Annotated in this window: 16 protein-coding genes; 2 read left to right on the forward strand and 14 right to left on the reverse strand. The window is 56.8% G+C overall.

What is annotated here, in order from left to right; all coding sequences use genetic code 11:
• The 12 genes from H0V78_02065 to panB form a co-directional block, all read right to left on the reverse strand.
• The coding region (locus tag H0V78_02065; GenBank protein MBA2350597.1) for a cyclic nucleotide-binding domain-containing protein at positions 1–903 on the reverse strand (903 nt) is incomplete at its 3' end.
• A 234-nt stretch (positions 904–1,137) separates the two neighbouring features.
• Complete coding sequence (locus tag H0V78_02070; GenBank protein ID MBA2350598.1) at positions 1,138–2,259, reverse strand: ABC transporter substrate-binding protein; 1,122 nt, start codon at positions 2,257–2,259, stop codon at positions 1,138–1,140.
• 66 nt (positions 2,260–2,325) lie between these two features.
• Positions 2,326–3,054 carry a cyclic nucleotide-binding domain-containing protein gene (locus H0V78_02075; protein MBA2350599.1) on the reverse strand — a complete coding sequence of 243 codons (729 nt, stop codon included), beginning with the start codon at positions 3,052–3,054 and terminating at the stop codon, positions 2,326–2,328.
• Position 3,055: 1 nt separating this feature from the next.
• Entirely contained in the window at positions 3,056–4,102 is a 1,047-nt protein-coding gene (locus H0V78_02080; protein MBA2350600.1) for a 2Fe-2S iron-sulfur cluster binding domain-containing protein, read from the reverse strand.
• A gap of 18 nt (positions 4,103–4,120) precedes the next feature.
• A complete protein-coding gene (locus H0V78_02085) occupies positions 4,121–4,582 on the reverse strand; it encodes a nuclear transport factor 2 family protein (GenBank protein ID MBA2350601.1) in 462 nt (153 codons plus the stop codon).
• Positions 4,583–4,595: 13 nt separating this feature from the next.
• Complete coding sequence (locus H0V78_02090) at positions 4,596–5,804, reverse strand: aromatic ring-hydroxylating dioxygenase subunit alpha (protein ID MBA2350602.1); 1,209 nt, start codon at positions 5,802–5,804, stop codon at positions 4,596–4,598.
• A gap of 239 nt (positions 5,805–6,043) precedes the next feature.
• Entirely contained in the window at positions 6,044–6,484 is a 441-nt protein-coding gene (locus tag H0V78_02095) for a hypothetical protein (GenBank protein MBA2350603.1), read from the reverse strand.
• A gap of 198 nt (positions 6,485–6,682) precedes the next feature.
• Positions 6,683–8,464, reverse strand: a complete 1,782-nt coding sequence (locus tag H0V78_02100; protein ID MBA2350604.1) for a SulP family inorganic anion transporter — start codon at positions 8,462–8,464, stop codon at positions 6,683–6,685.
• A gap of 116 nt (positions 8,465–8,580) precedes the next feature.
• A complete protein-coding gene (locus H0V78_02105; GenBank protein ID MBA2350605.1) occupies positions 8,581–9,531 on the reverse strand; it encodes a dimethyl sulfoxide reductase anchor subunit in 951 nt (316 codons plus the stop codon).
• Positions 9,532–9,591: 60 nt separating this feature from the next.
• Positions 9,592–10,320, reverse strand: a complete 729-nt coding sequence (locus H0V78_02110; GenBank protein ID MBA2350606.1) for a 4Fe-4S dicluster domain-containing protein — start codon at positions 10,318–10,320, stop codon at positions 9,592–9,594.
• Positions 10,317–13,223 (reverse strand): molybdopterin-dependent oxidoreductase, encoded by a 2,907-nt coding sequence (locus H0V78_02115; protein MBA2350607.1) that lies wholly within the window; start codon positions 13,221–13,223, stop codon positions 10,317–10,319. Before H0V78_02115 ends, H0V78_02110 begins: the two co-directional genes overlap by 4 nt.
• Positions 13,224–13,470: 247 nt before the next feature.
• On the reverse strand, positions 13,471–14,346 hold the full coding sequence (panB, locus tag H0V78_02120; GenBank protein ID MBA2350608.1) for a 3-methyl-2-oxobutanoate hydroxymethyltransferase: 876 nt from the start codon (positions 14,344–14,346) through the stop codon (positions 13,471–13,473).
• A 525-nt stretch (positions 14,347–14,871) separates the two neighbouring features.
• On the opposite strand from panB, the gene H0V78_02125 reads away from it, so the two are divergent.
• Together H0V78_02125 and H0V78_02130 are read left to right on the forward strand one after the other, a co-directional pair.
• Positions 14,872–17,196 carry a SulP family inorganic anion transporter gene (locus H0V78_02125; protein MBA2350609.1) on the forward strand — a complete coding sequence of 775 codons (2,325 nt, stop codon included), beginning with the start codon at positions 14,872–14,874 and terminating at the stop codon, positions 17,194–17,196.
• Positions 17,197–17,232: 36 nt separating this feature from the next.
• Positions 17,233–20,025 (forward strand): methylenetetrahydrofolate reductase C-terminal domain-containing protein, encoded by a 2,793-nt coding sequence (locus H0V78_02130; protein MBA2350610.1) that lies wholly within the window; start codon positions 17,233–17,235, stop codon positions 20,023–20,025.
• A 206-nt stretch (positions 20,026–20,231) separates the two neighbouring features.
• Here the strand turns inward: H0V78_02130 and H0V78_02135 are convergent, their stop codons facing one another.
• Both H0V78_02135 and H0V78_02140 read right to left on the reverse strand, forming a co-directional pair.
• Complete coding sequence (locus tag H0V78_02135; protein ID MBA2350611.1) at positions 20,232–20,840, reverse strand: cytochrome c; 609 nt, start codon at positions 20,838–20,840, stop codon at positions 20,232–20,234.
• Positions 20,827–21,288 (reverse strand): sulfite dehydrogenase (locus H0V78_02140; GenBank protein ID MBA2350612.1); only part of this gene is annotated, 462 nt, incomplete at its 5' end. The genes H0V78_02140 and H0V78_02135, both read right to left, overlap by 14 nt.

The following is a 21,288-nucleotide window of genomic DNA, read 5'->3' on the forward strand; positions in this document are numbered from 1 at the left end:
CAGCATCGTATTGAGCGCAGTAGCGAAGAACGAAGCCAGGAACGTAAGAAAGATGACCGGAGTTTCGGTGCCGGTAAACATGATGATGGAAAGCGGCACCCAGGCCAGAATCGGAATCGGCCGAAGCACCTCGAAAAGCGGGAACACGTAATCGCGAAAGGTTTTTGACCAGCCCAGAAACAGGCCTAACGGAACACCAAGCGCAGTCGCGAGCAGGAACGCGATCCCGACCCTGCGAACACTCACCCAGATGTGCTCGTAATACTCCGGCGTGTAGATGGATAGGCCGTAGGTGGGATCTTCGCTCACCCATTCCTTCACCACCACAGTGAGTCCCGGCATGTCCTCGAAACGCGGCAGCCGCAAGACTTCCACCGACATGTACCAAAAGCCCAGAAACAATGCGATGCCGAGCAGCATCAGATAGGGGTTCGGACTTTGCAGCCACTGCGATACCCTATACATCGTGAGCCCAAGTCCGCTCGGCTGGGCTATCTGGTCTCGCCGCGCAAATTCCTGCATCTCGGCGACAGATGCGGGAACGTCGAAATCCTTCGTTATCATCGTGGCAAACCGGCTCATCACGACATCCCCGGTCGTCGGATCTTTGTCAAAGAGCTTGAGCAAATCAACGCCGTTTATTCTTAGAGTCTCGGTCTTCTCGATACAAACGGTTTTGGCGAGGCGGGTTGGCTTGGCTTTGAGCAATGCAGCCCAGCCAAAAACATCACCCGGTCCCATGGTTTTTTCCATAGTCACGGCGCCGACTCCTGAGCCCAGACTATGCTGTACGCGGCCCGAAACCACGATATAGATGTCATCTGCTTTTTCGCCAGAATGGTAGATGACATCGCCTTGCGCGTAGGCCACGCGCCTCGCCAACAGCGCGATGCTTTCGTGCATGGATTCGGAGACGACCTGAAACGGCATCGTCCCTTTCACCAACGCTTTAACTTCAGCGGCTTGCGAGGCGGTAAGTTCAGCGGGATGAGCCATTTTAGATGACCTCAAGTGTGTAAATAGCCTGCGCGAGCTTCAAGGTAAGGAACCAGGGGATTCAGCTTTGCTGCATCCTGCTCGGCAAATCGTCGAGGCCATGGGAGCGGAGCCGGGCATCGCAGACGCAAACCTGTTCCCTTATTTGCCGACGTAAGCGGTCAGAGGCTGCGCTTTGATCACCCCTACTGGCGACTTGAGCCCACGCTCTTTCAGGATTGCCTGAGTGAACTCCGGCATGATCGCTTCCGGGCGAAGCTTGTTGACGTTGATGCTCTTGATCTCGTTCAGGAACACCGTCGAACGATTGATCAGCTCCAGCGTCGGCTCCGTGAAGGTATAGTGTAGCTCGTTACGAACCGGCGCACCGCCTACGTTTTCTGGAAATTGTCCGAAGGCCGCCGTCCATAGGACCTTCTCAGAGAATCCGGTGGTCTGCTCGGTAGCCATCTTCACGACTTCCTGCGCATTCTTCGGATCGGCGAGGAACAACTGCGCGTCGAGCTCGGCTTGCAACCAGGCTTTTACGATGTCGGGACGCTGCTTGATCAAATCCGCGCGCATCGCCATGAACGCGGCATCGTTCTCTTTTACAGAGATCCCCGAAGCTATCCGCTTCGCCAGCCCCTCCTCGACGAGACGGCTCGCGGTTGGCTCCCAAATGACGGCGGCATCAATTTTGTTGGCGCGGAAGTTACTGGTGATGACCTCGATATTCTGATTGAGGAAAGCCTTGGGCTGCACGCCGGTCTTCTTGAAAACCGCTTGCGCAAAGCGATCGGTGCAGCTTCCCTTAGGCACCGCCACATTCTTTCCGTCCAGCCACTTGATTGCTTCATTCGCGTTGGCGAAGTCGGGCGCGCCCTTCTTTGCAAGGAAGATGTTGCACTGGTCATGAGCCAACCCCAGGTTCGCGACAAGACGTACGTCGGCGACATCCTGTTTGGTTGTAGAAACAATGGCCGGCATATCCCCCATATAGCCGATGTGCTGCTTACCCGCCAACATTGCGTTCACGATGATCGCGCCTTGGAGACCGATCTGGAACTCTACCGTCGAGCCCTTGGGTAGATAGTTCTCGTAAAACTTCTTCCCTCGCATGACGAGCCCGGACCAGGCTTGCGTATAGTAAGGCTGATAACCCACGACCAGCTTCACAGGCTCGCCCGGCTTGCCGTAGTTCAAATCCGCAGCGCTAACTGGTTTTATAAAGCCGATCGCAAGCAGCGCTGTCGCTACGATCAAGCCAGTTTTCCATTTCATCATTTAAGTCTCCTCTGATATCTTATAGGTTAAAAGAAGTTTCGACTGGCCTCAACCATGATCAGTTCATTCCGCGCCGGAACCAATCAAGTGCTTGGTAATAAGAGACGATAGCCGGCGCATAACGATAAATCCATCTGCCGGAACCGACTCCAACATTTTTAGCGTCTGTTTTCCGTTGATTGCCAGCAACGAAGACTTCTCCAGACACGTAGCGGAGGCGATGCGTTGCGGCTGATTTTCGAGCAGCGCAGCCCAGCCGAACACCTCTCCCTTACGCAGCATAAACCCTGCGGCCCGAATGCGTTCTTCGCGCCCGACTGCAAAATTGACCCGCCCAGTCTCCAGAACGTAAAAATCTTCGACTGGATCGCCTATCTTGTAGAGCGCGCTTCCCTGTTCAAAGCTTTCACTGCGCGCGAGCGCGATTATTTTCTCGAGTGTCTGTTCTGAAACGCCGTCAAAGAGCTCGGCCATGCGGAGCGCATTGGGAGGCACGATATAAAGCGAGCCATCCTCCGTTTTCACATCGTAGTACACGAGCGGCGCCTCGGCGGAGCCCATCGGGGCGCCGGTACGGATATCCCATTGCCATAAATGCATGTGACAGGTAAGCACGCAACCATCGTACATGCCTTCTTCCAGCTCGACGTCCTGATGCGGACAGACCGGCTGGTAGGCGAAGTAATCTTCTCCGGAATGGGCTATCAAAACGCGCAATCCGCCTTCCGCTTCGAACGTGCGCATTCCATTTTCAGGAACCTCTTCCAAAGAACACACGCGTCGCTTGCTCATCTTAACTAAACTTGTCGTAGCGGATGTTGTCAGTCGTGAGCTTCCCTTTGACTATCAGGGTGCGCAGCGCCGTATCCACAACGGGCGTCGGACCCGCCAGGTACGCACGGATGTTCTGATATTTGCCGTCCATCGCTTGCGCCGCGACGTCGTGCACAAACCCCGTGCCGAACAGAAGGTCCGGGTGAGCTTGCTTGAGCGAGGCGGGGGCATCCTCTTCCGAGAACACGACAGTAACTTGCAGACGCTCGGGGAACTGACGCACAAAACCCTCGAGCTCGTCCAGAAAGAAGCTGTCTTTTGCGGTGCGCACCCCAAAAAAGACATAGCCCCGGTACTCGTTAAAATACTGCTCTTGACTGGCTCGCGCCAGGATGGAAATGATTCCGGCTATCCCACTTCCCCCGGCAATACACAGTATGTTTTTCTTGACGTTGGGAAAAAACGTCGCATGTCCGAGCGGACCGCATAGATCAACCGGTCTGCCTGCTATGCTTCCAGAGTCGAAGAGCCACTGCGAAAGCCCTCCTCCGGGCTTCTTCTTTACGACAAACTCCAGTTTCTTCGCGTCACGCTCGAAATTAACCATGGAGTAGCCGCGGAAGCCCGTCACACCCGGCGCCTCCATCACAACAAACTGGCCCGCGTCAAAATTCTGTGGATTATCGAGCTCGATTTCCAAGTGCATGACATCGGGGGTCAACATCCTGGTCGCACGGATCACGCCAAAGAACGACCTGGGTAGACACGCACCGGGATCCATCGTATAGACAAAATTGCCGACTTCCACCGTGCAGTCAGCGCGCGCGACGCACTGACACATGAGAAATTCATTCAACTCGTTCTTGCAATACTTGTGTCCCGGCGCTTCCGGCCACGGGTCGTAGATCTTGCCGTCGATCAGCCTGGCTTTGCACGTTCCACAAGTTCCCGTGCTGCACTCATAAGGAAGATCGATGCCGCTGCGCAAGCCTGCAAATAGCATCTGCTCCTTATCGTGAGCCTGGAAATGATATGCCCGGTTTCTGGCATTGACCTGGATCTTCATAGGGTCCCGAGCGCCATCTCAAAACGGTATGTGATAGCCAAACCCGAACATTCGGGTGTCCAGTTTTACCACGCGTTTCAAAAGCTTTGAAGCGTCGCCGTTAAGCTTCACCGTATCGTGATACTTGCCAACGGCAAACAACTCGGTCGCGCCGCCGTCGAGCGTGGTCCTGAAAATCTGCAAAGCAGAAACGACCGATGCCTGCTTGTTATCATCGTCATACTGCACCGTGTATACGGTCGCATGACGGGTGAGCGGTGAATGGTCGCTGTTATGGCGCGGGAGTTGGGTAAGCAAAGTCTGCAGCCCGGCTTTGTCATGCTCCAGCCAGGTCATCTCCTTGCGGATCTCGGGACTGTGCGCAGTGATGGTGTAATGGAATTCCGGATCGCAAAGATCGAGGTAGGCTTTGACATTCTTCTCATCGAGGGTGAGACAGGATCTGTAAATAAGTTCGTGAATCGCTTGTGTCGCATTCACTGTAGGCTTCTCCTCAAGCAGCGGCCCGGCTGGTTTCTTCGCCCATCGGGTCATACGATTTGCGTGCCATGCGCCGGCTCCACTCCGCATAGAAGTGACGCATCCCGCCCTCGTCATGGATCGTCATGTTCTCTTCGCGCCCATGGATCACCCACTTACTGTCGGTGCTCTCACGCATCGCACGCCCCTGCCCGTGCACGCCCAACAGGTCTTCGTGCAGGTTGCGGCCAAACGGCCCCCAGATCGTGTTGTGGTCTTGAATGCGCTCGGCGCGCTGCTCGGGAGTATCGCTCTTCAGACCTAACCCGCGAAACTCAACGATCAGCTTGTTTGGACCTAACGGAATCGCCGTATCCAAACGCAATACCGACGTGCGCAGGTTGTATGTCATCCCCGGAAAGATGTCGATCAGAATCCAGCCGCCGGGGGCGAGCGCGGGCCAGCCTACGCCGCGTTGTTTGCTCCCTTCATAAGCGTCGTACTTGATCTCCATCGAGCCGACCGTAGCGTGCCCGTTCGGAAAGCCCTCATACTTGCGGTCGTAATAGCCGGGCTGCATCATCCCGGTCACGCGATTAAAGTAATGCATGTAATCGTGGTAGAACTCGCTGTTGGTGTCGTGCCAAAGCTTGTAGTTGGTGTCGACGATTGCTTTGTGGTAATGGAACACCTCCAGCGGCATTGAAAGCTGCTCGTCCAGCATGTTCATGGCGTCGCCGATGAATTCCTTCAGTGAACAGGAGTTATCGTCTACGTTGACCCACGCGAAGCCACCGAACCCGATCTCGGTTTTTACTTCGCGCAAGCCCGCATCCGCCTTGCAGAACCGATCCTGAAATCCCTGCTCTTCGCGGGTTATGTCAACACAATTCCCCTTGGCATCGAACGCCCACGCGTGAAACATGCAGGTGATGCGCTTGGCGTTGCCCACCGGATCGTAAAGCAACGTGTTGCCGCGGTGTGGGCAGATGTTATAGAAGCTGCGGACTTTCATGTCCTCCCCGCGCACGACGATCAGCGGAGACCCGCCGGGATGGCTGAAAGTCCTGTAGTCATAAGCGTTGGGGATCTCTGATTCGTGGCAGGCAATGATCCAGCTTTTGTTGAAAATCTTCTCCTGCTCTTCCCGAAAAATCTGTCCATCGGTGTAGATACGGGTATCGACGTAATGAGTGGAAGGAAAATTCGGTTTTTGTATCCATTGTTGCCCGTTGCGCGACATGTCAAACCTCCAGATGAGTTGAATAAGAGTCCCACGTTCGCAGCAGTTAGCGTGCCAATCTGCTGCAACCTCTAGCCTACTGATGTTTATATCTTTTAGTATAGCCTAACAATCGCTGTTTCAAGGAGAAACAAAAATCATGTTTCCGATAGAACCCGGAGTTGAAAATGCTACTCTACTTTGCGCCGCTGCTCGGGAACACGCACGGGCGGGCGTGGTCGCGCTCCCCACAGCCTGCCCTACAAAAACAATCTGACTCGCTCCAGCTCTTCTCGCCTTTTTGCCATACGTTCGCCAAGCTCTTGCAGCTCCATCCCCTTGAGCTTTGGTACGAGCCGCTGCTCCTCTTCCTCGAGTTGACGCTTTACGGTCTCGACAAAACCTTGAAACTTTGTAATCCTCGTGCTCGGAGAGTGAGTCGCTGAAATCTCTGACATCGTGTGCGTTTGCTCCTCATAATCGCGAGCGGCCCAATCTGCCACAGAGCTGTCCTCGAGCGCTTCGTTCATTGCGGGAATAACCAGCTCCTGGCGCAATGCTCCGTGAATAGCGATCTCGGCAAGCGACGAGGCGATGAGCCGCTGCCGCGCGTCGTCCTCTCGAGCTTCGTCAAACCTATCCAATAATCCTTTAATCCTTGCATGATTCTCAAGGAGCATCTCGATTGGGCTCTTCGTCATGGTCTTTTCTCCATTCCGGACATGCGCCGAATTCTCGTTCCGGCGGGGCGAACAAGCGAATGAATCATTCCAGGAACACGCAGGAGTGTATAGCCCCATTTGCGCTCCTACGTCTTGGATCACACTCAGCTTACCTTGAGTATAGACGCGTTAGTGCAAGTTTGTACCGCGCCTTTTCTCAATTTCTACAGACGTTAGCTAATCTCTCCGCAGCTCGCCATTGGGTAATCTCGTATTGCACTCTACAAAAATTCTGGTCTTGCAGCGGCGACAGATCTCTGAATCCAGTTTCGAATAGATTAGAGGAATCACTTTGGGTCCCATCGCGAACATGTTTCCCTCGCCAATGTCCTCAAGAAACCCACTGCGCTTGAAAATCTGGAACACCGAATTTTTCAGACGGTGAAAGTAAAGGCCACCGCCCAACTTTTTGCGTCGCCTGGCCTCGCCTGCGAGCATGTCGACGCCTGCAAGATCGACGAAATTGATGCCAGTCCCGAGAATCAGCACATGTTTAAAGTCCGGATTGGATTGATCATAGCCTCGTAGCGTGCGCTGCACACTGTCAACCGCTCCAAAGAAGATCGAGCCGTCGAGAAATATCATCTTTAGTTGGCAGCATCCCGGCTTGTCAGACCTGGGTACGAAATGATAGCTGCCTTCTTCAGGAGCCGGCACTGCCTCGCGAATGACCGGCCGCGAAGTGCGGTACAGGTACGAGAGCAGCGAAAGCAGCACCCCGAAGAAAATTCCTTTCTCGAGGTCAACTAGGGTTCCAATGAAGGTGACCACAAAGATAAGGGATTCCGCTCCGCTCGCCTTGAATATCGTTCTGATATGGTGAAAATCCACGAGCCCATAAGCGATAAGGAAGAGGATCGCGGCCATTGCAGCGATTGGCAAATACGCAGCAAGCGGCGCGACAAACAATAGCGTGATGACCAGAAATCCAGCCGCAAACACTGTCGCCAGCGGAGTTTGCGCTCCGGCCGTATAGTTCAGGCCGCTTCGATTGAATGACCCGCTGGACGGGTAGCCGGAAAAGAAGCTGCCGACGATATTCGCGAGTCCCTGCCCGATGAATTCCTGGCTGGCATCGATACGCTGCTCGGATCGAACTGCAATTGCGCGAGAGATCGAGATTGCTTCCGTCAGTCCCAGCATGGTAATGGCCAGGGCGCTGAACAACATGGAATTGATCGCCGAGAATGAAAAGTCAGGGTGCGACAAGGGCGGAAGACCTCGTGGAAGCGCACCTACAGTGTGGATCTGGGTCTTCCCCAGTCCGATGGTCGTGCTCAAAACCAACGCGAATAGACTACCAATAACCATTGCCACTATCAGGTACGGAACCTTTGGGTAATACCTTCGCGTCAATATCCCACTAATCAACGTGACCACACCCACCGCGGTGGCATAGGGATTGATGTCGCGAGCCATGATAACGAAGAGATGCATCGTCTCGTAGAAGGAGGTGCCACGGGGAATGTTGATGTCGAAAAAGTTTTTGATCTGACTGGTCGCAATCAGCACGGCAGCCCCGACAGTGAAGCCGATCACGACGGTATGGGAAATGAAGTTCACCAGCATTCCCATGCGCGCTGCGCCAAGGGCGAATTGAAACAGCCCGGTGAGAAAGGCCAGCGTCAAGACTAGGCCGACGTACTGGGAAGTGCCCGGCTCGGCAACTGGGCTTACCGCGCCAAAAACGAACAAGGAGATCGCAGTGGTAGGACCGCTGACCAGATGCCAGGATGAGCCAAATAGCGCTGCGACCGCCGCAGGTACCATCGCGGCGTAGAGGCCATATTCCGGGGGCAGGCCAGCAATGCTTGCAAATGCGACGCCCTGGGGCAGCACGATGATAGCGCCGGTGAGGCCCGCGATCGAATCCGCGCGGGCGGTCTGAACATTGACCAGCGGCCACCAGCGCAAGAATGGAAAGACGGTGTAGAGATGAAGATGGAAGGTGTCTTTCATGGAAATGGCAACTCGGGAGCCGCCATAAGGGGATGTCCCTTGATTGTAGACGTGAAGCCTCCAAGTTTAGGTCCCGGTGCGCCGTACTGCTATCCAAACCTAATAGGACTTGAAGGTTAGGATATTACCTGATAGTAGAGATTTTGCGGGTGGTTGGCCTGGGCGAAGAAGAACCAGCGCTCGGCGATAAGTCCGGCATATTGCGCGGCGAAGGCAAGACCAAGGAGCGCCGCCGAGGCGGTGGCCAGCCCGACACTCACAAGTACGGTGGGCACCAAAAACGTCAGCACCAGGAAGATCCATTTCACCGATCGGAGAAACTTGGGGGTTTTTCCATGGAAGAACTCGCGGGTATTGAAAGACCCGCCCATGAATCCCTGCGATTTCTGAATGACTTTGGGATGTTTGATTCCAGTCGCGGTCTGGATTGTGGATTTTGGCTTGAGACCGGCGTTGCGGACAAGCGATGCAGTTCGGGTAAGCAGTGCGGCCAACGTCAGAATGATGGCGGTGGGCGCATAGATCCCGAGCAGCTGCGGCGCGGCCCACGCGCTGAAGGCACTCGCCAAAGTAAAACCCGATGCGGTGCCGAGAAGAAAATAGTTGACGAGCGTGAGCGGTGTCGCCCATTCCTGAAGGAATCGAATGCAGGCGTAAATCATACCGGTGCACACGAACAAGGTGAGGCAGACGATCACGCCGAGGGCGACGAGAACCCAATGCGCGGGAGTGTCCGCCCAGCCAACAAAATGAGCGAGCCCGTAGACAAACACGAGCCCCATAAAGAGGGGGTGCACAATCACCTCGCGTGAAAGCCAAGACGTTCGCCACTTCGCTCCCGAGCGCCAGGCGCGCTCCGGCCGGCCCAGGTGAAAGAAAGATGCAATCAATCCGCCGCCGAGCAGCACAAGCGAGATGGCAGCACCGAGCGCGTAAAAGCTACGCGGCTGCTGCGCAGGCACCTGTCCCACAAGCGTCAGCACTTCTGCGGTCACGAGAGCGAGATAAAGCCCTTGAGCCGCGCCAATCAGGGTGGTAAAAAAGATGACCGAGAATGCCGGGTGCATTTTTGAAGTGAAGCAGGTGAACAGCGAACGGAGAGAAGATCTTTCTGCTTACCGTTCATGCTAAGCCGTAAAACTATCCTCGCTCGTTCCAATCGAAACTCCGCCCGCAGGCGGCACTTCTTTTTTGAGCGGGTTGGCCGCTCGCTGCAGCTCGTCTTCGTGGATTTTGATTTCGGTCTTGCGCCGCGGGAGATAATGATTGGAAGGCCTTGTTCCCCATTCCGGCATCAACGCATAGCCGCCGCGCTCCCGGACCGCCACCGATACTTCGGAGTTGGGATCATGAATATCACCGAACAGGCGAGCGCTGGTCGGGCAGGCCATCACGCACGCTGGCTTCCGGTCCTGGGGAGGCAGTTCTTCGTTATAGATGCGATCGACGCACAGCGTGCATTTCGTCATCTCGTGCCGTTTTTCGTCAATTTCCCGCACGCCCCAAGGGCAGGCCCACGCGCAATACTTGCAGCCGATGCATTTGTCGTAATCTACGAGCACGATCCCGTCCTCCGGCCGCTTGTAGCTCGCGCCGGTGGGGCACACCGGAACGCATGGCGGGTCCTCGCAGTGCAGGCAGGACTTCGGAAAGTGCACGGTCTCGGTATCGGGGAACTCTCCCACCTCGAAGGTCTGCACGCGGTTGAAAAAAGTCCCTGTGGGCTCTGCGCCGTAGGGGTTTTCATCTACCAGCGCACCCGCATGACCGGAGGTATTCCATTCTTTGCAGCTCGTCACGCAAGCATGGCAGCCCACGCACACATTCAAATCGATCACTAAACAGAGCTGAGTCATGTACGTCCTTTCCCTCCGGCGAAGTACGCGCGCCAGCCGCGCCCAGACTCAGGTTTCCCCGGCGCAGGTTTCGGAGACTCAAACTGCGGCCAAGTTTCTTCGGGTTCCGATTCATCCGCGCGGTAGATGCGCACCCTTACATCGTACCAAGCGGCCTGACCCGTCACTGGATCGGCGTTAGCCAACAGGCTGCCATCGGCGTCTCGCGGCAACTCTTCGGAAATGAGATGGTTCAGCAAAAACCCCAGGCGCGATTCATTGGCGTCCGGCTCAAGATTCCACGCGCTCTTCGCCTTGCCGATCGCATTCCAGGTCCATACCGTTCCCGGTTCCACCGCTTCGCTGTGGCGCGCCATACAGCGCACGCGTCCCCACTGGGATTCGACCCAAATCCAGTCATCGTCTTTAATACCCTGTGCGAGCGCGGTGCGCGGGTTCACGTACAAATAGTTGTGAGAGTGAATTTGTCTCAACCACGCGTTTTGTGAATCCCAGGAGTGGTACTGCGCCATGGGGCGCTGCGTGATTGCGTTGAGGGGATATTTTTGTTTATCGGTCATCTGCGCTTCCAGCGGCTCATAGTAGAACGGCAGCGGATCCATGAACTTCTCCACCCGACTCTTCAGCCGCTCCGGCGGTTGCCTGCCTGCCCCCTTACCTTGCGCGGCAAGACGGAAAGTCTGCAGCGTCTCCGAGTAGAGCTGAATCAGAATTGGATCGTGGAATTTCTTGAATCCCACGCTCTCCGCCCATTTAAGATACCCCTGGTTGCAGTTGCGCATGTAGCGGTGCGATGGCGCCATCTCGTAGTAGAAGACGCAGTTGTTCTTCGCGTACATCTCCCATTGCTTCGGATTGGGTTCGCCAACCAAGGCCTTGTCACCGTTCTTTCCGCGCCAGCCTGTCAGAAAGCCAATGCCCGAACCCGGCGCGGTTTCGAAGTTGACGACGAAGTCGGGATAATCGCGGAACTTCCGCGAGCCATCGGAATTCACGAAGGCTGGAAATTTCAAGCGCGAAGCCAGTTCGACAAGCACTTCTTGAAATGGCTTGCATTCTCCGGTGGGCGGCACCACCGGAACGCGCACCGAGTCCATCGGTCCGTCGAACTCGGAAACGGGCCGGTCGAGCATCCCCATCACGTCATGCCGCTCAAGGTAGGTGGTGTCTGGAAGAATCAGATCAGCGAACGCGGTCATTTCCGATTTAAACGCGTCGCACACCACGAGAAATGGAATCTTGTACTCGCCTCGCTCGTCCTTGTCGTTCAGCATCCTGCGAATTTCCCCAGTGTTCATCGCGGAATTCCACGCCATATTGGCCATGAAGATGAGCAGTGTGTCGATCCGGTAAGGGTCTCCGCGCCAGGCATTGGTGATGACCGAATGCATAAGCCCGTGCGCGGCCAGCGGGTATTCCCACGAGAAAGCCTTGTCGATGCGAAGCGGCTCGCCGCGCTCATCGATGAACAGGTCTTGAGGGCTCGCGGGAAATCCCAGCGGCGGTCCCGGGAGCGGCGTGTTCGGCTTCACGCAATCGGGCGAATTGAGCGTCCTCGGGTAGGGCGGAATGCCTCGCGGATACGGCGCCTTGTGCCGGAAGCCGCCAGGGCGGTCGATTGTGCCCAGGAGGGTCATCAGAATCGCGAGCGCTCGTATGGCGTGAAAGCCGTTGGAATGAGCCGCCAGCCCGCGCATCGCGTGAAAAGCAACGGGCTTGCCGGTAACTGTTTCGTGCTCTTTTCCCCAGGAATCCGTCCACGCGATCGGAAGCTCGATCGTATGATCGCGAGCGGTGATCCCTATCTCGTGCGCGAGCCGTCGGATCGTCGCCGCCGGGATTCCCGTAATATCAGAAGCCCATTCTGGAGTGTAGCCGGAAACTCGCTCTTCGAGCAATTGAAAAGCAGGTTTGACGGGAGTGGCGTCCGGCAGCACGAAACTGCCACGCAGCCTGGGGTCGGCGTCTTCCGCGTGAGTCGGCACCGGCTTATCGGTGATGCGGTCCCACCACAGCTTGTTCTGCGGATATTCTGGATTGTGGACGGGAGTCTCGTGGTCCTCAATGAAAAGGCCGAAGCGAGAGCTTTCTGAGTCTTGGTTTACAAGCTGCCCAGCATTGGTATAGCGAGCTAGAAAATCACGATCGTATAGACCGAGCTCAATAATTTCGTGAATCAAGGCAAGCAGCAACGCCCCATCAGTTCCCGGCTTGATCGGCACCCATTCATCGGCTATCGCGGAATAGCCGGTACGCACCGGATTGATGGAAATGAACTTCCCTCCGCTGCGCTTGAATTTTGAAATCGCGATTTTGAGCGGATTGGAATGGTGATCCTCGGCAGTGCCAATCATCACGAAAAGCTTGGCGCGGTCCAAATCCGGACCGCCGAACTCCCAGAAAGAGCCGCCGATCGTATAGATCATGCCGGCCGCCATGTTTACCGAACAAAATCCCCCGTGCGCCGCATAGTTCGGGGTTCCGAATTGACGCGCGAATAACCCGGTCAAAGCCTGCATCTGGTCACGGCCAGTGAACAGCGCGAACTTTTTCGGATCGGTCGCGCGGAGGTGCGCAAGACGCTTTTCCAGCATCGCGAACGCCTCGTCCCAACTGATCTCGACGAAGTCAGCAGATCCGCGCTCGGCGCCTTCGCGGCGCAGCAAGGGCTTCGTGAGCCTGGCCGGCGAATACTGCTTCATAATCCCCGACGCGCCTTTCGCGCAGATCACGCCCTTGTTTAGCGGGTGCTCTGGGTTGCCGTCGATGTAGCGCACTTCTCCGTCTCGCAGATACACGCGAATCCCGCAGCGGCAGGCGCACATGTAACAGGTGGTGGTCTTGACGACCTGATCGTCAAGCCGCTCTGAAAGCGGTTCGCTCTTCAAGTGCTCAGCTTTCATAGTCGCTTGCTACGTAGTAACGAAACGGAAAGGATTTTAACATAACCCACTATCAGCCACGACTGTTCTTTCGGCCTTGGAATCAGTTTCTCTCAGCACTCGCAGGATCCCCGCAGCGTACCGTCGTGTCGTACTAAAGTCAGAAGGCAGTAAGGCGCAACGAGCATTATGTCGCCGTCATCGTGCCGATTGTTATAAGAGGTCTCCGCCAGAACGTCTCGATCAGCAGCGACCAGCCGCATAACAGTTATTTTTTCCACCCCATCATGTCCTTGAACCGCGCGAGCTCTTCTTCCTTCATGAACACGGTATGCTCCTTGCCCGGATAGATGCGCTCTTTCACATCGCGGCTGTAGTCCTTGTATACCTTCTCCAGCACAGGGACGAGATCGTGATAGATCTTGGAATGCCGGGGGACGTGCTTCTCATAAAGGTGAAATAGATCAGAGCCGATGATATGCACTCCATCGGCGCAATTGCCCGCCCCCAGGCTGATGACCGGAACCGGCAGCGTCTCGGCCAGGTACTCGCACACCTCCGAAGTGGTCACTTCGCACATGATAGAGAAGCAACCGGCGTCCACCATTGCCAGCGCGTCGTCGACCAATTCCTTCGCCCGCTCAGCAGTCTTGCCCTGCGCGGCAAAACCGCCCAGTTGCGGCATCCGCATGGGCGTGATGCCGATATGACCCTGGACGGGGATGCCCGCCTTGATAATGGCTTCCATGTATCGAGCATGATGCAGGTTCCCTTCGCACTTCATGACCTCGGCGCCGGCCTTGGCGACAAACTTTGCGGCGTTGTCCACCGCCTGCTGCTCGGAGATATGAAAGCTCATGTAAGGCATGTCCACCATACGCAATCCGTATTGCGATCCGCGCTGCACCGCCTGCGCCATAAACAGCACTTCCTCGAACGAAACCGAAATGGTGCTTTCATGGCCGAACAACACCATGCCACCGGTATCGGAGACGCACAGGATCTCGACGCCGACGCGATCTGCGACAATGGCGTTTTCATAGTCGTAAACGGCGAGCTGAATGATCGGCTCCTTTTTCTTCTTCTTCTCCATTAGCATCGGGATCGTCACTTTCTTGCGCTTCGGGGTGGCTGGTTCGGCCATGGTGTGCTCCTTGGTGGACGTTAAAAATTGAATGGATGCGCGAGCGTATCCGCGATTGAAAACGCCCGGAAGCAATTCCCGTACCGTTCAATGCCCAACCATAAGCTCCTGAACCAGCGTATGAAAAAGGCGCGCGCCAACACTCATACCTGAGGCCTGTTGCGTTACGAAACAGTGGCACCATGTCGTCGGGAAACAATTCGTTCTCTCAACCCCGTGCCCAGCCCGCGTATTGATAAGACCCAACGGGCCTTCTGACACACGCGCTTGGACCCAATGCTAATAGCGAACTCGCGTTCACTGTCGACACGGTACTAATCAGACTCAGTTCCTTCGCGTTGCGCCACCGCACAAATGGTAATTTTCCCCGTGTGCAGTCGTTGGCCACCGGTGTTCGACGGGTTTCGCGATGGTTCTGCGCTACAATAAGCTAGGAACCGACATCTCCTGTTTCCAGAGTTTAGATTCTCGCCAGAACAAAGCTCGTTCATGGCCGCAAAAGACCGGCAAGGAGGGAAAAACGCTATGCCCAGAAGAGCTCTTTGGAGTTCTCCCTTTTTTTTGGGGAAACTCAAGCAGGAGGTCAAACGCTTTTTCCCTTTTCTGCGCTGGTTTCCATTAAGCAGGGAGACGCTCAAGGCCGACGGGATTGCTGGTTTGACGGTAGGCTTGGTGCTAGTGCCGCAGTCGATGGCGTATGCCCAGCTCGCCGGCCTCCCTGCGCATTACGGCTTGTACGCGGCGTTTTTTCCGGTGTTGGTGGGAGCTTTATGGGGTTCGTCGAGTCAGCTCGCTACCGGGCCGGTGGCGATGGTTTCACTGCTCACCGCGTCCGCCCTCGCGCCCCTTGCGGTTCCTGGCTCTGAGCAGTTTATTGCTTTCGCCATCCTGCTCGCTCTGCTGGTCGGCATCGTCCAGCTGGTCCTCGGCGTGTTCAAGCTGGGGGTGGTCATCAACTTCATCTCCCATCCGGTCATCGTCGGTTTCACCAATGCCGCGGCGATCATCATCGCGCTGTCGCAGTTCAACAAACTGCTCGGGCTGCCGCTCGCGCGGAGCGAGCACTTTATTGCCGACATTTGGGGGGTTCTACAGCTTATCCGCGAGACCCACCTCCTAAGCCTCATCATGGGCCTTTCCGCTTTCGGGCTGATGTGGTGGATGAGAAAGCGCTTTCCAAAACTGCCGGGAGTGCTCGTCGCCGTGGTTGTAGCCACATTGATCAGCTGGCTAATAGATTTCGAGGGCGCGACCAGCGTCAAGTCGAACCAGATTGCGCACCCGGTCGTCCAGGTGCTAACGGCGGACTATGCGTCAGGAAAGGCATGGAGCCATGAGCTAAGGAGCCAGATCGTTTCCGGACTCAATGACATCAAAGATCTGCGGAAGGTTGCCGCAGGCAACAGCACGGCAATGGTGAGGCTGAACTACGAGGTCGGTTTGCTGCAGCTGCAGCTCGCGGAGGCAGATGCGCAGAATCGCGATCGGGAGCACCAGTTGAAGCAACTGCGTTTCACTGTGGCCACCGCTGCTCAAGGTGAGGCGCCGAAAGTGTATCTCGCCGACATGGTACCCAAAGATGTCGAAACAGACGGTCGCCAATGGCGATTCAAGGGCATCAGCGCAGACGAGATCAAGCTCGTGAGTGGTGGTGAAGTCATTGGGAAAATACCCTCGGGCCTCCCCAGCTTCCACGTGCCCAGATTCACTTGGGACGCTTTCGTTTCGCTGCTTTCGACCGCGTTCGTCATTTCTCTGGTCGGATTCATGGAAGCTATCTCGATTGCGAAAGCCATGGCGACAAAGTCCAAGGAGCGGATCGACCCGAACCAGGAGCTGATCGGTCAGGGCTTGGCCAACATCGTGGGCAGCTTAAGTCAATCGTTCCCGTCCAGCGGTTCGTTCTCGAGGTCGGCGGTCAACTTCAACGCCGGCGCGGTGACTGGGATGTCGTCAGTGGTAACGGCACTGGTAGTGCTGCTGACTTTGCTGTTTTTGACCCCGCTGCTCTATCACCTGCCGCAGGCCGTGTTGGCGGCCCTTATCATGCTGGCCGTGGTAAACCTGGTCAACTTCAAGGCTATGACATACGCATGGCGCGCGCACCGGCACGATGGCATCGCCGCCGCCGTAACATTCGTCGCGACGCTGGCATTCGCTCCACATCTTGACAACGGCATTGTTATCGGGGCGGGCCTGGCCGTTATTCTGTTCCTGTGGCGGACCATGAAGCCGCGCATCATCACGCGCGGGCATGAGGGTGGCGGGTTGGGCGAGACCCAGGCTCCCGAAGACGAGCGTATCGTCATCATCCGCTTCGACGCGGCGCTGTATTTCGCCAACGTGCCGTATTTCGAGGATGCCGTCCTTGGAGCGTGCGCATCCCATCCTCAAACCAGGTTCGTTTTGATTCTGGGCGACGGCATAAACCAGCTCGATGCGTCCGGCGAGGAGGTGGTACGGCATTTGGTGAAGCGCCTCAAGGACAACGGCGTCACGCTCGTATTCAGCGGCATGAAGCTTCAGGTGCGGGAGGTGATGGAAAGAACGGGTCTCTACGCGTTAATCGGCACGCAATATTTCTTCCGCACTGAGAATCAGGCGCGGGAAGCGATGTATCAGTGGATCACCGAAGAATCGTTCGACGCGAAGTATTGCCCCTTGCCCTCTCCGCCGCAACCCGACTTGAATGTCGCCGATGCCGCTTTACAGAACCCTCTGACGGGGGCGCCGCCGGCCAGTGCCGCTAACATGCCATCGGAAAATGCCGCGACCGAGTCAGTTGTGCCCGCATCCCTCTCTCCTTCAGACCGCTCGGCCGGACCCACCGAATCCTCCTCGCGGTCCTAGTCCGCCCGAGCGGATGGCCGCGGCTTCTCAAAGCCCATGCTCACCTTCGACAAAAAGCTGGAACTGCTGCGCATTAGCTCCTTTCTAGGGACTGCGCCTCCCGAGATGCTTTCCGAGATCGCAGCTGCCGCCCATGAAGAGTCCTTCGACAAAGGCCGATTCATTTACGCGAAGAACGATCCCGCTGCCTACTTCTATTTTCTCGTGCAAGGCAGGATCGGGCATCCAGAGGTGCAGGCGGGCGACAAGGGCTCTCTCGCCTACCGTGCAGATGCCCCCGGCCAGCTATTCGGCTTTGCCGCCGCTGTTCAAGGTCAGCCATTGCGGGTCATTTCCGCGCGTTGCGAGTTGCCAACCACCGTGCTTGCTGTCGACGGCCAGTGGTTTCAGAAGCTTTGCACGCGCTATGGGAAAGAAGGTGAAGAACGGCTGCGGGAGCTGGTTCGTGCGCACGCCGGCTATGAGCGCACGATACTCGGCAAGCCGGGATGGCTTTCGGTGCGAAACGCGGGAAAAAAATACGGCAGCAAAGCAGATGGAGCGGTCGCTTTGGATGATTGCTCAATCGAAGTGAGGCCAGGAGAGTTTAGCGCTGTGCTCGGTCCCCGCGGGTCCGGGAAGTCCACTCTCGCGCGGGCGATCGCGGGGTTGGAGATGTTGGACGATGGCGTAATGTATCTTGACGGTGACGTCATCAACCGGCCCGGCAATAAGCCGAAACCTCGCCGTATCTGTCTTCATCAGCGAAACAGATTGCGTCCGGCAAAGACTCTTGCGCGAAATCTGCAGCGCGCAACCGACGGAGAAAGCGCGGGCTCGCCTGTGTGGGAGCTGCTCAGGCAGTTCGGACTCAGCGAGTTCGCAGACCGCCTGACGCGTGTTCTTCCGGCTTCGATTCGCTACCGCGCAGAAATCATCGCAACGTTCCTTTCTGATGCTGATGTCATCATATTTGACGAGCCTTTTGCTTTAGGGCTCGAGCGCACAGAGCTTCATCGGCTGCTGCTCGAGCTTCATCGCCATGCGCGGAAGACGGTGCTATTCATGACCGAAGATGTCGAAGAATCCGTGCATCTCGCAGATCGCGTGCAGATTATGGTAGACGGCCGCATTCGGCGAAGCGTTCTCATCGACTTGCCGCTGTTGAGGCGCCCCGACCTTTTAGTCACACCTGAACTGCTGCGCCTCAGGCAGAAGGTGTTCGAGGCTCTTCATGCGCGTCCGGAGATCGCCGATCAAGAGGTGCCTGGGCCTCTTCCGCGCCGGGCGGACGAGAAGGTGGCGGTCGAGCTTTCTTTTCCTGCTCCTGACCGCGCTCTTCCGCCGCCTAATGCAATCCGGCAAGCGCTGTGCAGCGGAAAATTTTTCTGGACCATCGAGTTCATTCCTTCGGTGGACAAGATTCTGCGCGACGAGCTCCACAAAATTGGCGGCATTACTGAGGTGCTCGCGGAGGATCCACTGCTGGCCGGTTTCGCCGTCACTGACCGCGTCGTGTCCGAGCGTGACCCCGATCCCGTTGCAGCGGCGTCCCATCTTCTCCAGTACAGCGGTAAGCAGCCCCTCGTCCACTTCTCGGGAAAAGGGCGGGAATCGGATGAGCTGGACGGGTTTGTCGAGCGCATGCAGGAAGATGGTTTGGAGAACGCCCTTTTCCTGACCGGTGACCGGCTCAAAAGAGAACTCCCCGGCCAGCGCCTGCGCTACCTCGAGTCGGTGCCGGCCATTGAGCGGGCAAAGCAGCTCAATCCCCGCCTTTGGGCTGGCGCGGCGCTGAATCCATTCAAATACCGCGAAGAGGACGCAATGGCTCAGTACCTGAAGCTGGGCAAGAAAGTAGGCGCGGGGGCGGATTTCGTGATTACCCAGATCGGCTTCGACATGCATAAATACGAAGAGGCCCTCGATTGGATGGACATGCGCAATTATCGGGTGCCATTAGTGGCCAATGTCATGCCAATGCCACCCGCGAGAGCGCGCTACATCCGCCATCACCAGCTGGCGGGAGTAACCGTGACTGATTCAGTCATGGCCCTGCTCGAAGAAGAAGAGCGGGTATTTGCCGATAAAGGCGCGTCCCGGGCCATGCGCCGTCTCGCTTTGCAAATAGTGGGGCTCAAGCTTTTCGGTTATTCGGGAATACAGGTCACCGGCCTGCATGCAATCGAAAAGATGTCGGCGCTGAAAACGCAGGTTGCCGAATTGTCCGAACTCTGCGGTGAGCGGGATACGTGGAGCAAGGCCTGGGAGGAGTCGTTCACGTTGCCTGAGGGTGGCCACGCCGACCCCGCTCCGCATCACCCTTGGTATCTCGATCGTTCTCGGTCGTTCCACTCCAGCCGTCGTAGCCGGCGCGAATACCGGCACCGCGCAATGAACGGAATACACGATTTTCTATTCGCCAATGGGCTGGGCGCCAAGTTCTTACGACCGGTGTTAAAGCCAATCAGACGTCACAGCAAAGTGGATCGTCTGTTGACACTGATGGAGCGCGCTATAAAAGGCCCGCTGTTCGGCTGCGAAACCTGCGGGATGTGTCGCTTGGCGGCGACCCAATATATATGCCCCGAAACCTGTCCAAAGGGACTCGCCAACGGACCATGCGGCGGTACCACCGAAAACTTGTGCGAGTTCCGCGACCGCGAATGCATTCACAGTGCCAAATACCGTATCGCGCGCGACGCCGGCGTGCTGCATGAGCTAGAGAGCTGGCTGGTCCCCGCGGTGCCGAAGGATGTTCGCAACACCTGCTCGTGGCCTTCATACCTGCGCGGCGAGGGACCCGGGATCCGAGTTATCAAGTTCTCCTGTCCCCGGGCAGATGACTGAGTGCCTACGCTGGCCGGGGCACAAGCGAGCTCGGGAAATCGGCGAAGGTAGTCTTCTTCGCCTGAACCGTGTCAGAAAAAGTTCAGGAAGCGACTGATATTGTCAGAGTGCGATCTTGGCCGTCGCGACCTTCCAATCGCTTTCCGCCGCTGACGCCGAACTCTTTCGTCCAGCACGTGACTTCGTACTCTTCGCGTCGCGTGATTCTACTTTCTGCAGTCCCGCATGCATCGCACAGCGCGGGTATCGGGCCGGTCGTCAAGAATAAAACCGTTGCGGTTGGGCATCTGGACCTGAGGCAGGGTCTTCGCATCTAGTACTGCGTCGGCCGGAACCAGCCCGTTCAGATGGAGCAAATAGGCGGACACTGCGTAAACCTCGTCCGCGCTTAAGGACTGTGGCCGATCCATGGGCATTGCGCGTCGGACGTAATCGAATAGAATCGGCGCGTAGGGATACATGCTGCCCGGAGTCAAAATCCGTTTATCGGTGGTAAACGAGCCGATGCCGCCGACCATTGTCCCGTATTGTGGCCCGCCCTTCGCGTCCACGCCGTGGCAGGCGGCGCATTTAGCCTCGTAGACCTGTTTGCCCTGGGCCACCGTTCCACTACCCACCGGAAGGCCTTTCCCGTCGGGAGTGCGAATGTCGATGTTCCAGAGGGTAATATCGGCTTCGCTGATCGGCTTGCCGTAAGCGACCGGCGGCTTCGCTGCTGCTGGGGATTTCACCGACGATGAAGTCGTCATCGCTTCCATCGTCGAGCAGCCTAGGACCACGGCCGCAGCGGCCACCGCGATACTAAGCGACCGCATTTTTCACGTCCCCGCTGGCGGCGATGGACCAAGGAAAGACCCCGTTGTGGTGCTGAACGAACCCCGCAATCGCCCGCACTTTGCCGATCTCTTCAACGCTCGGCTGCACATAGCCAGTCGAGTCGACGGCGCGGCTCGCGATTTGGGCCGGAGCGCCGTCCCAGTTCCACCGGTAGCGAAAGCGGGTGAGCATTTTGTCGAGCGCCGGCTCTTCCAGAACAGCTGGCCCCCAGATCTTGCCGCCGTCTACCGTGACATCGACCGCGCTCACCTTGCCGCGGCCTGACCAGGCGAAGCCCTGGATCTCGTACAGCCCCGGCCCCTTCAACTTCATTCCGCCAGAAGGAGTCGTGATCACCGATTTTGCTTCCATCACGAAGCTGAATTGGCGCCATTTGCCATCCGGCATCGGGTCTGCATAGCGGGCGGTCTCGCTCCTGAACTGCCA

Source organism: Burkholderiales bacterium (genome assembly GCA_013695435.1).
Taxonomy (GTDB): domain Bacteria; phylum Pseudomonadota; class Gammaproteobacteria; order Burkholderiales; family JACMKV01; genus JACMKV01.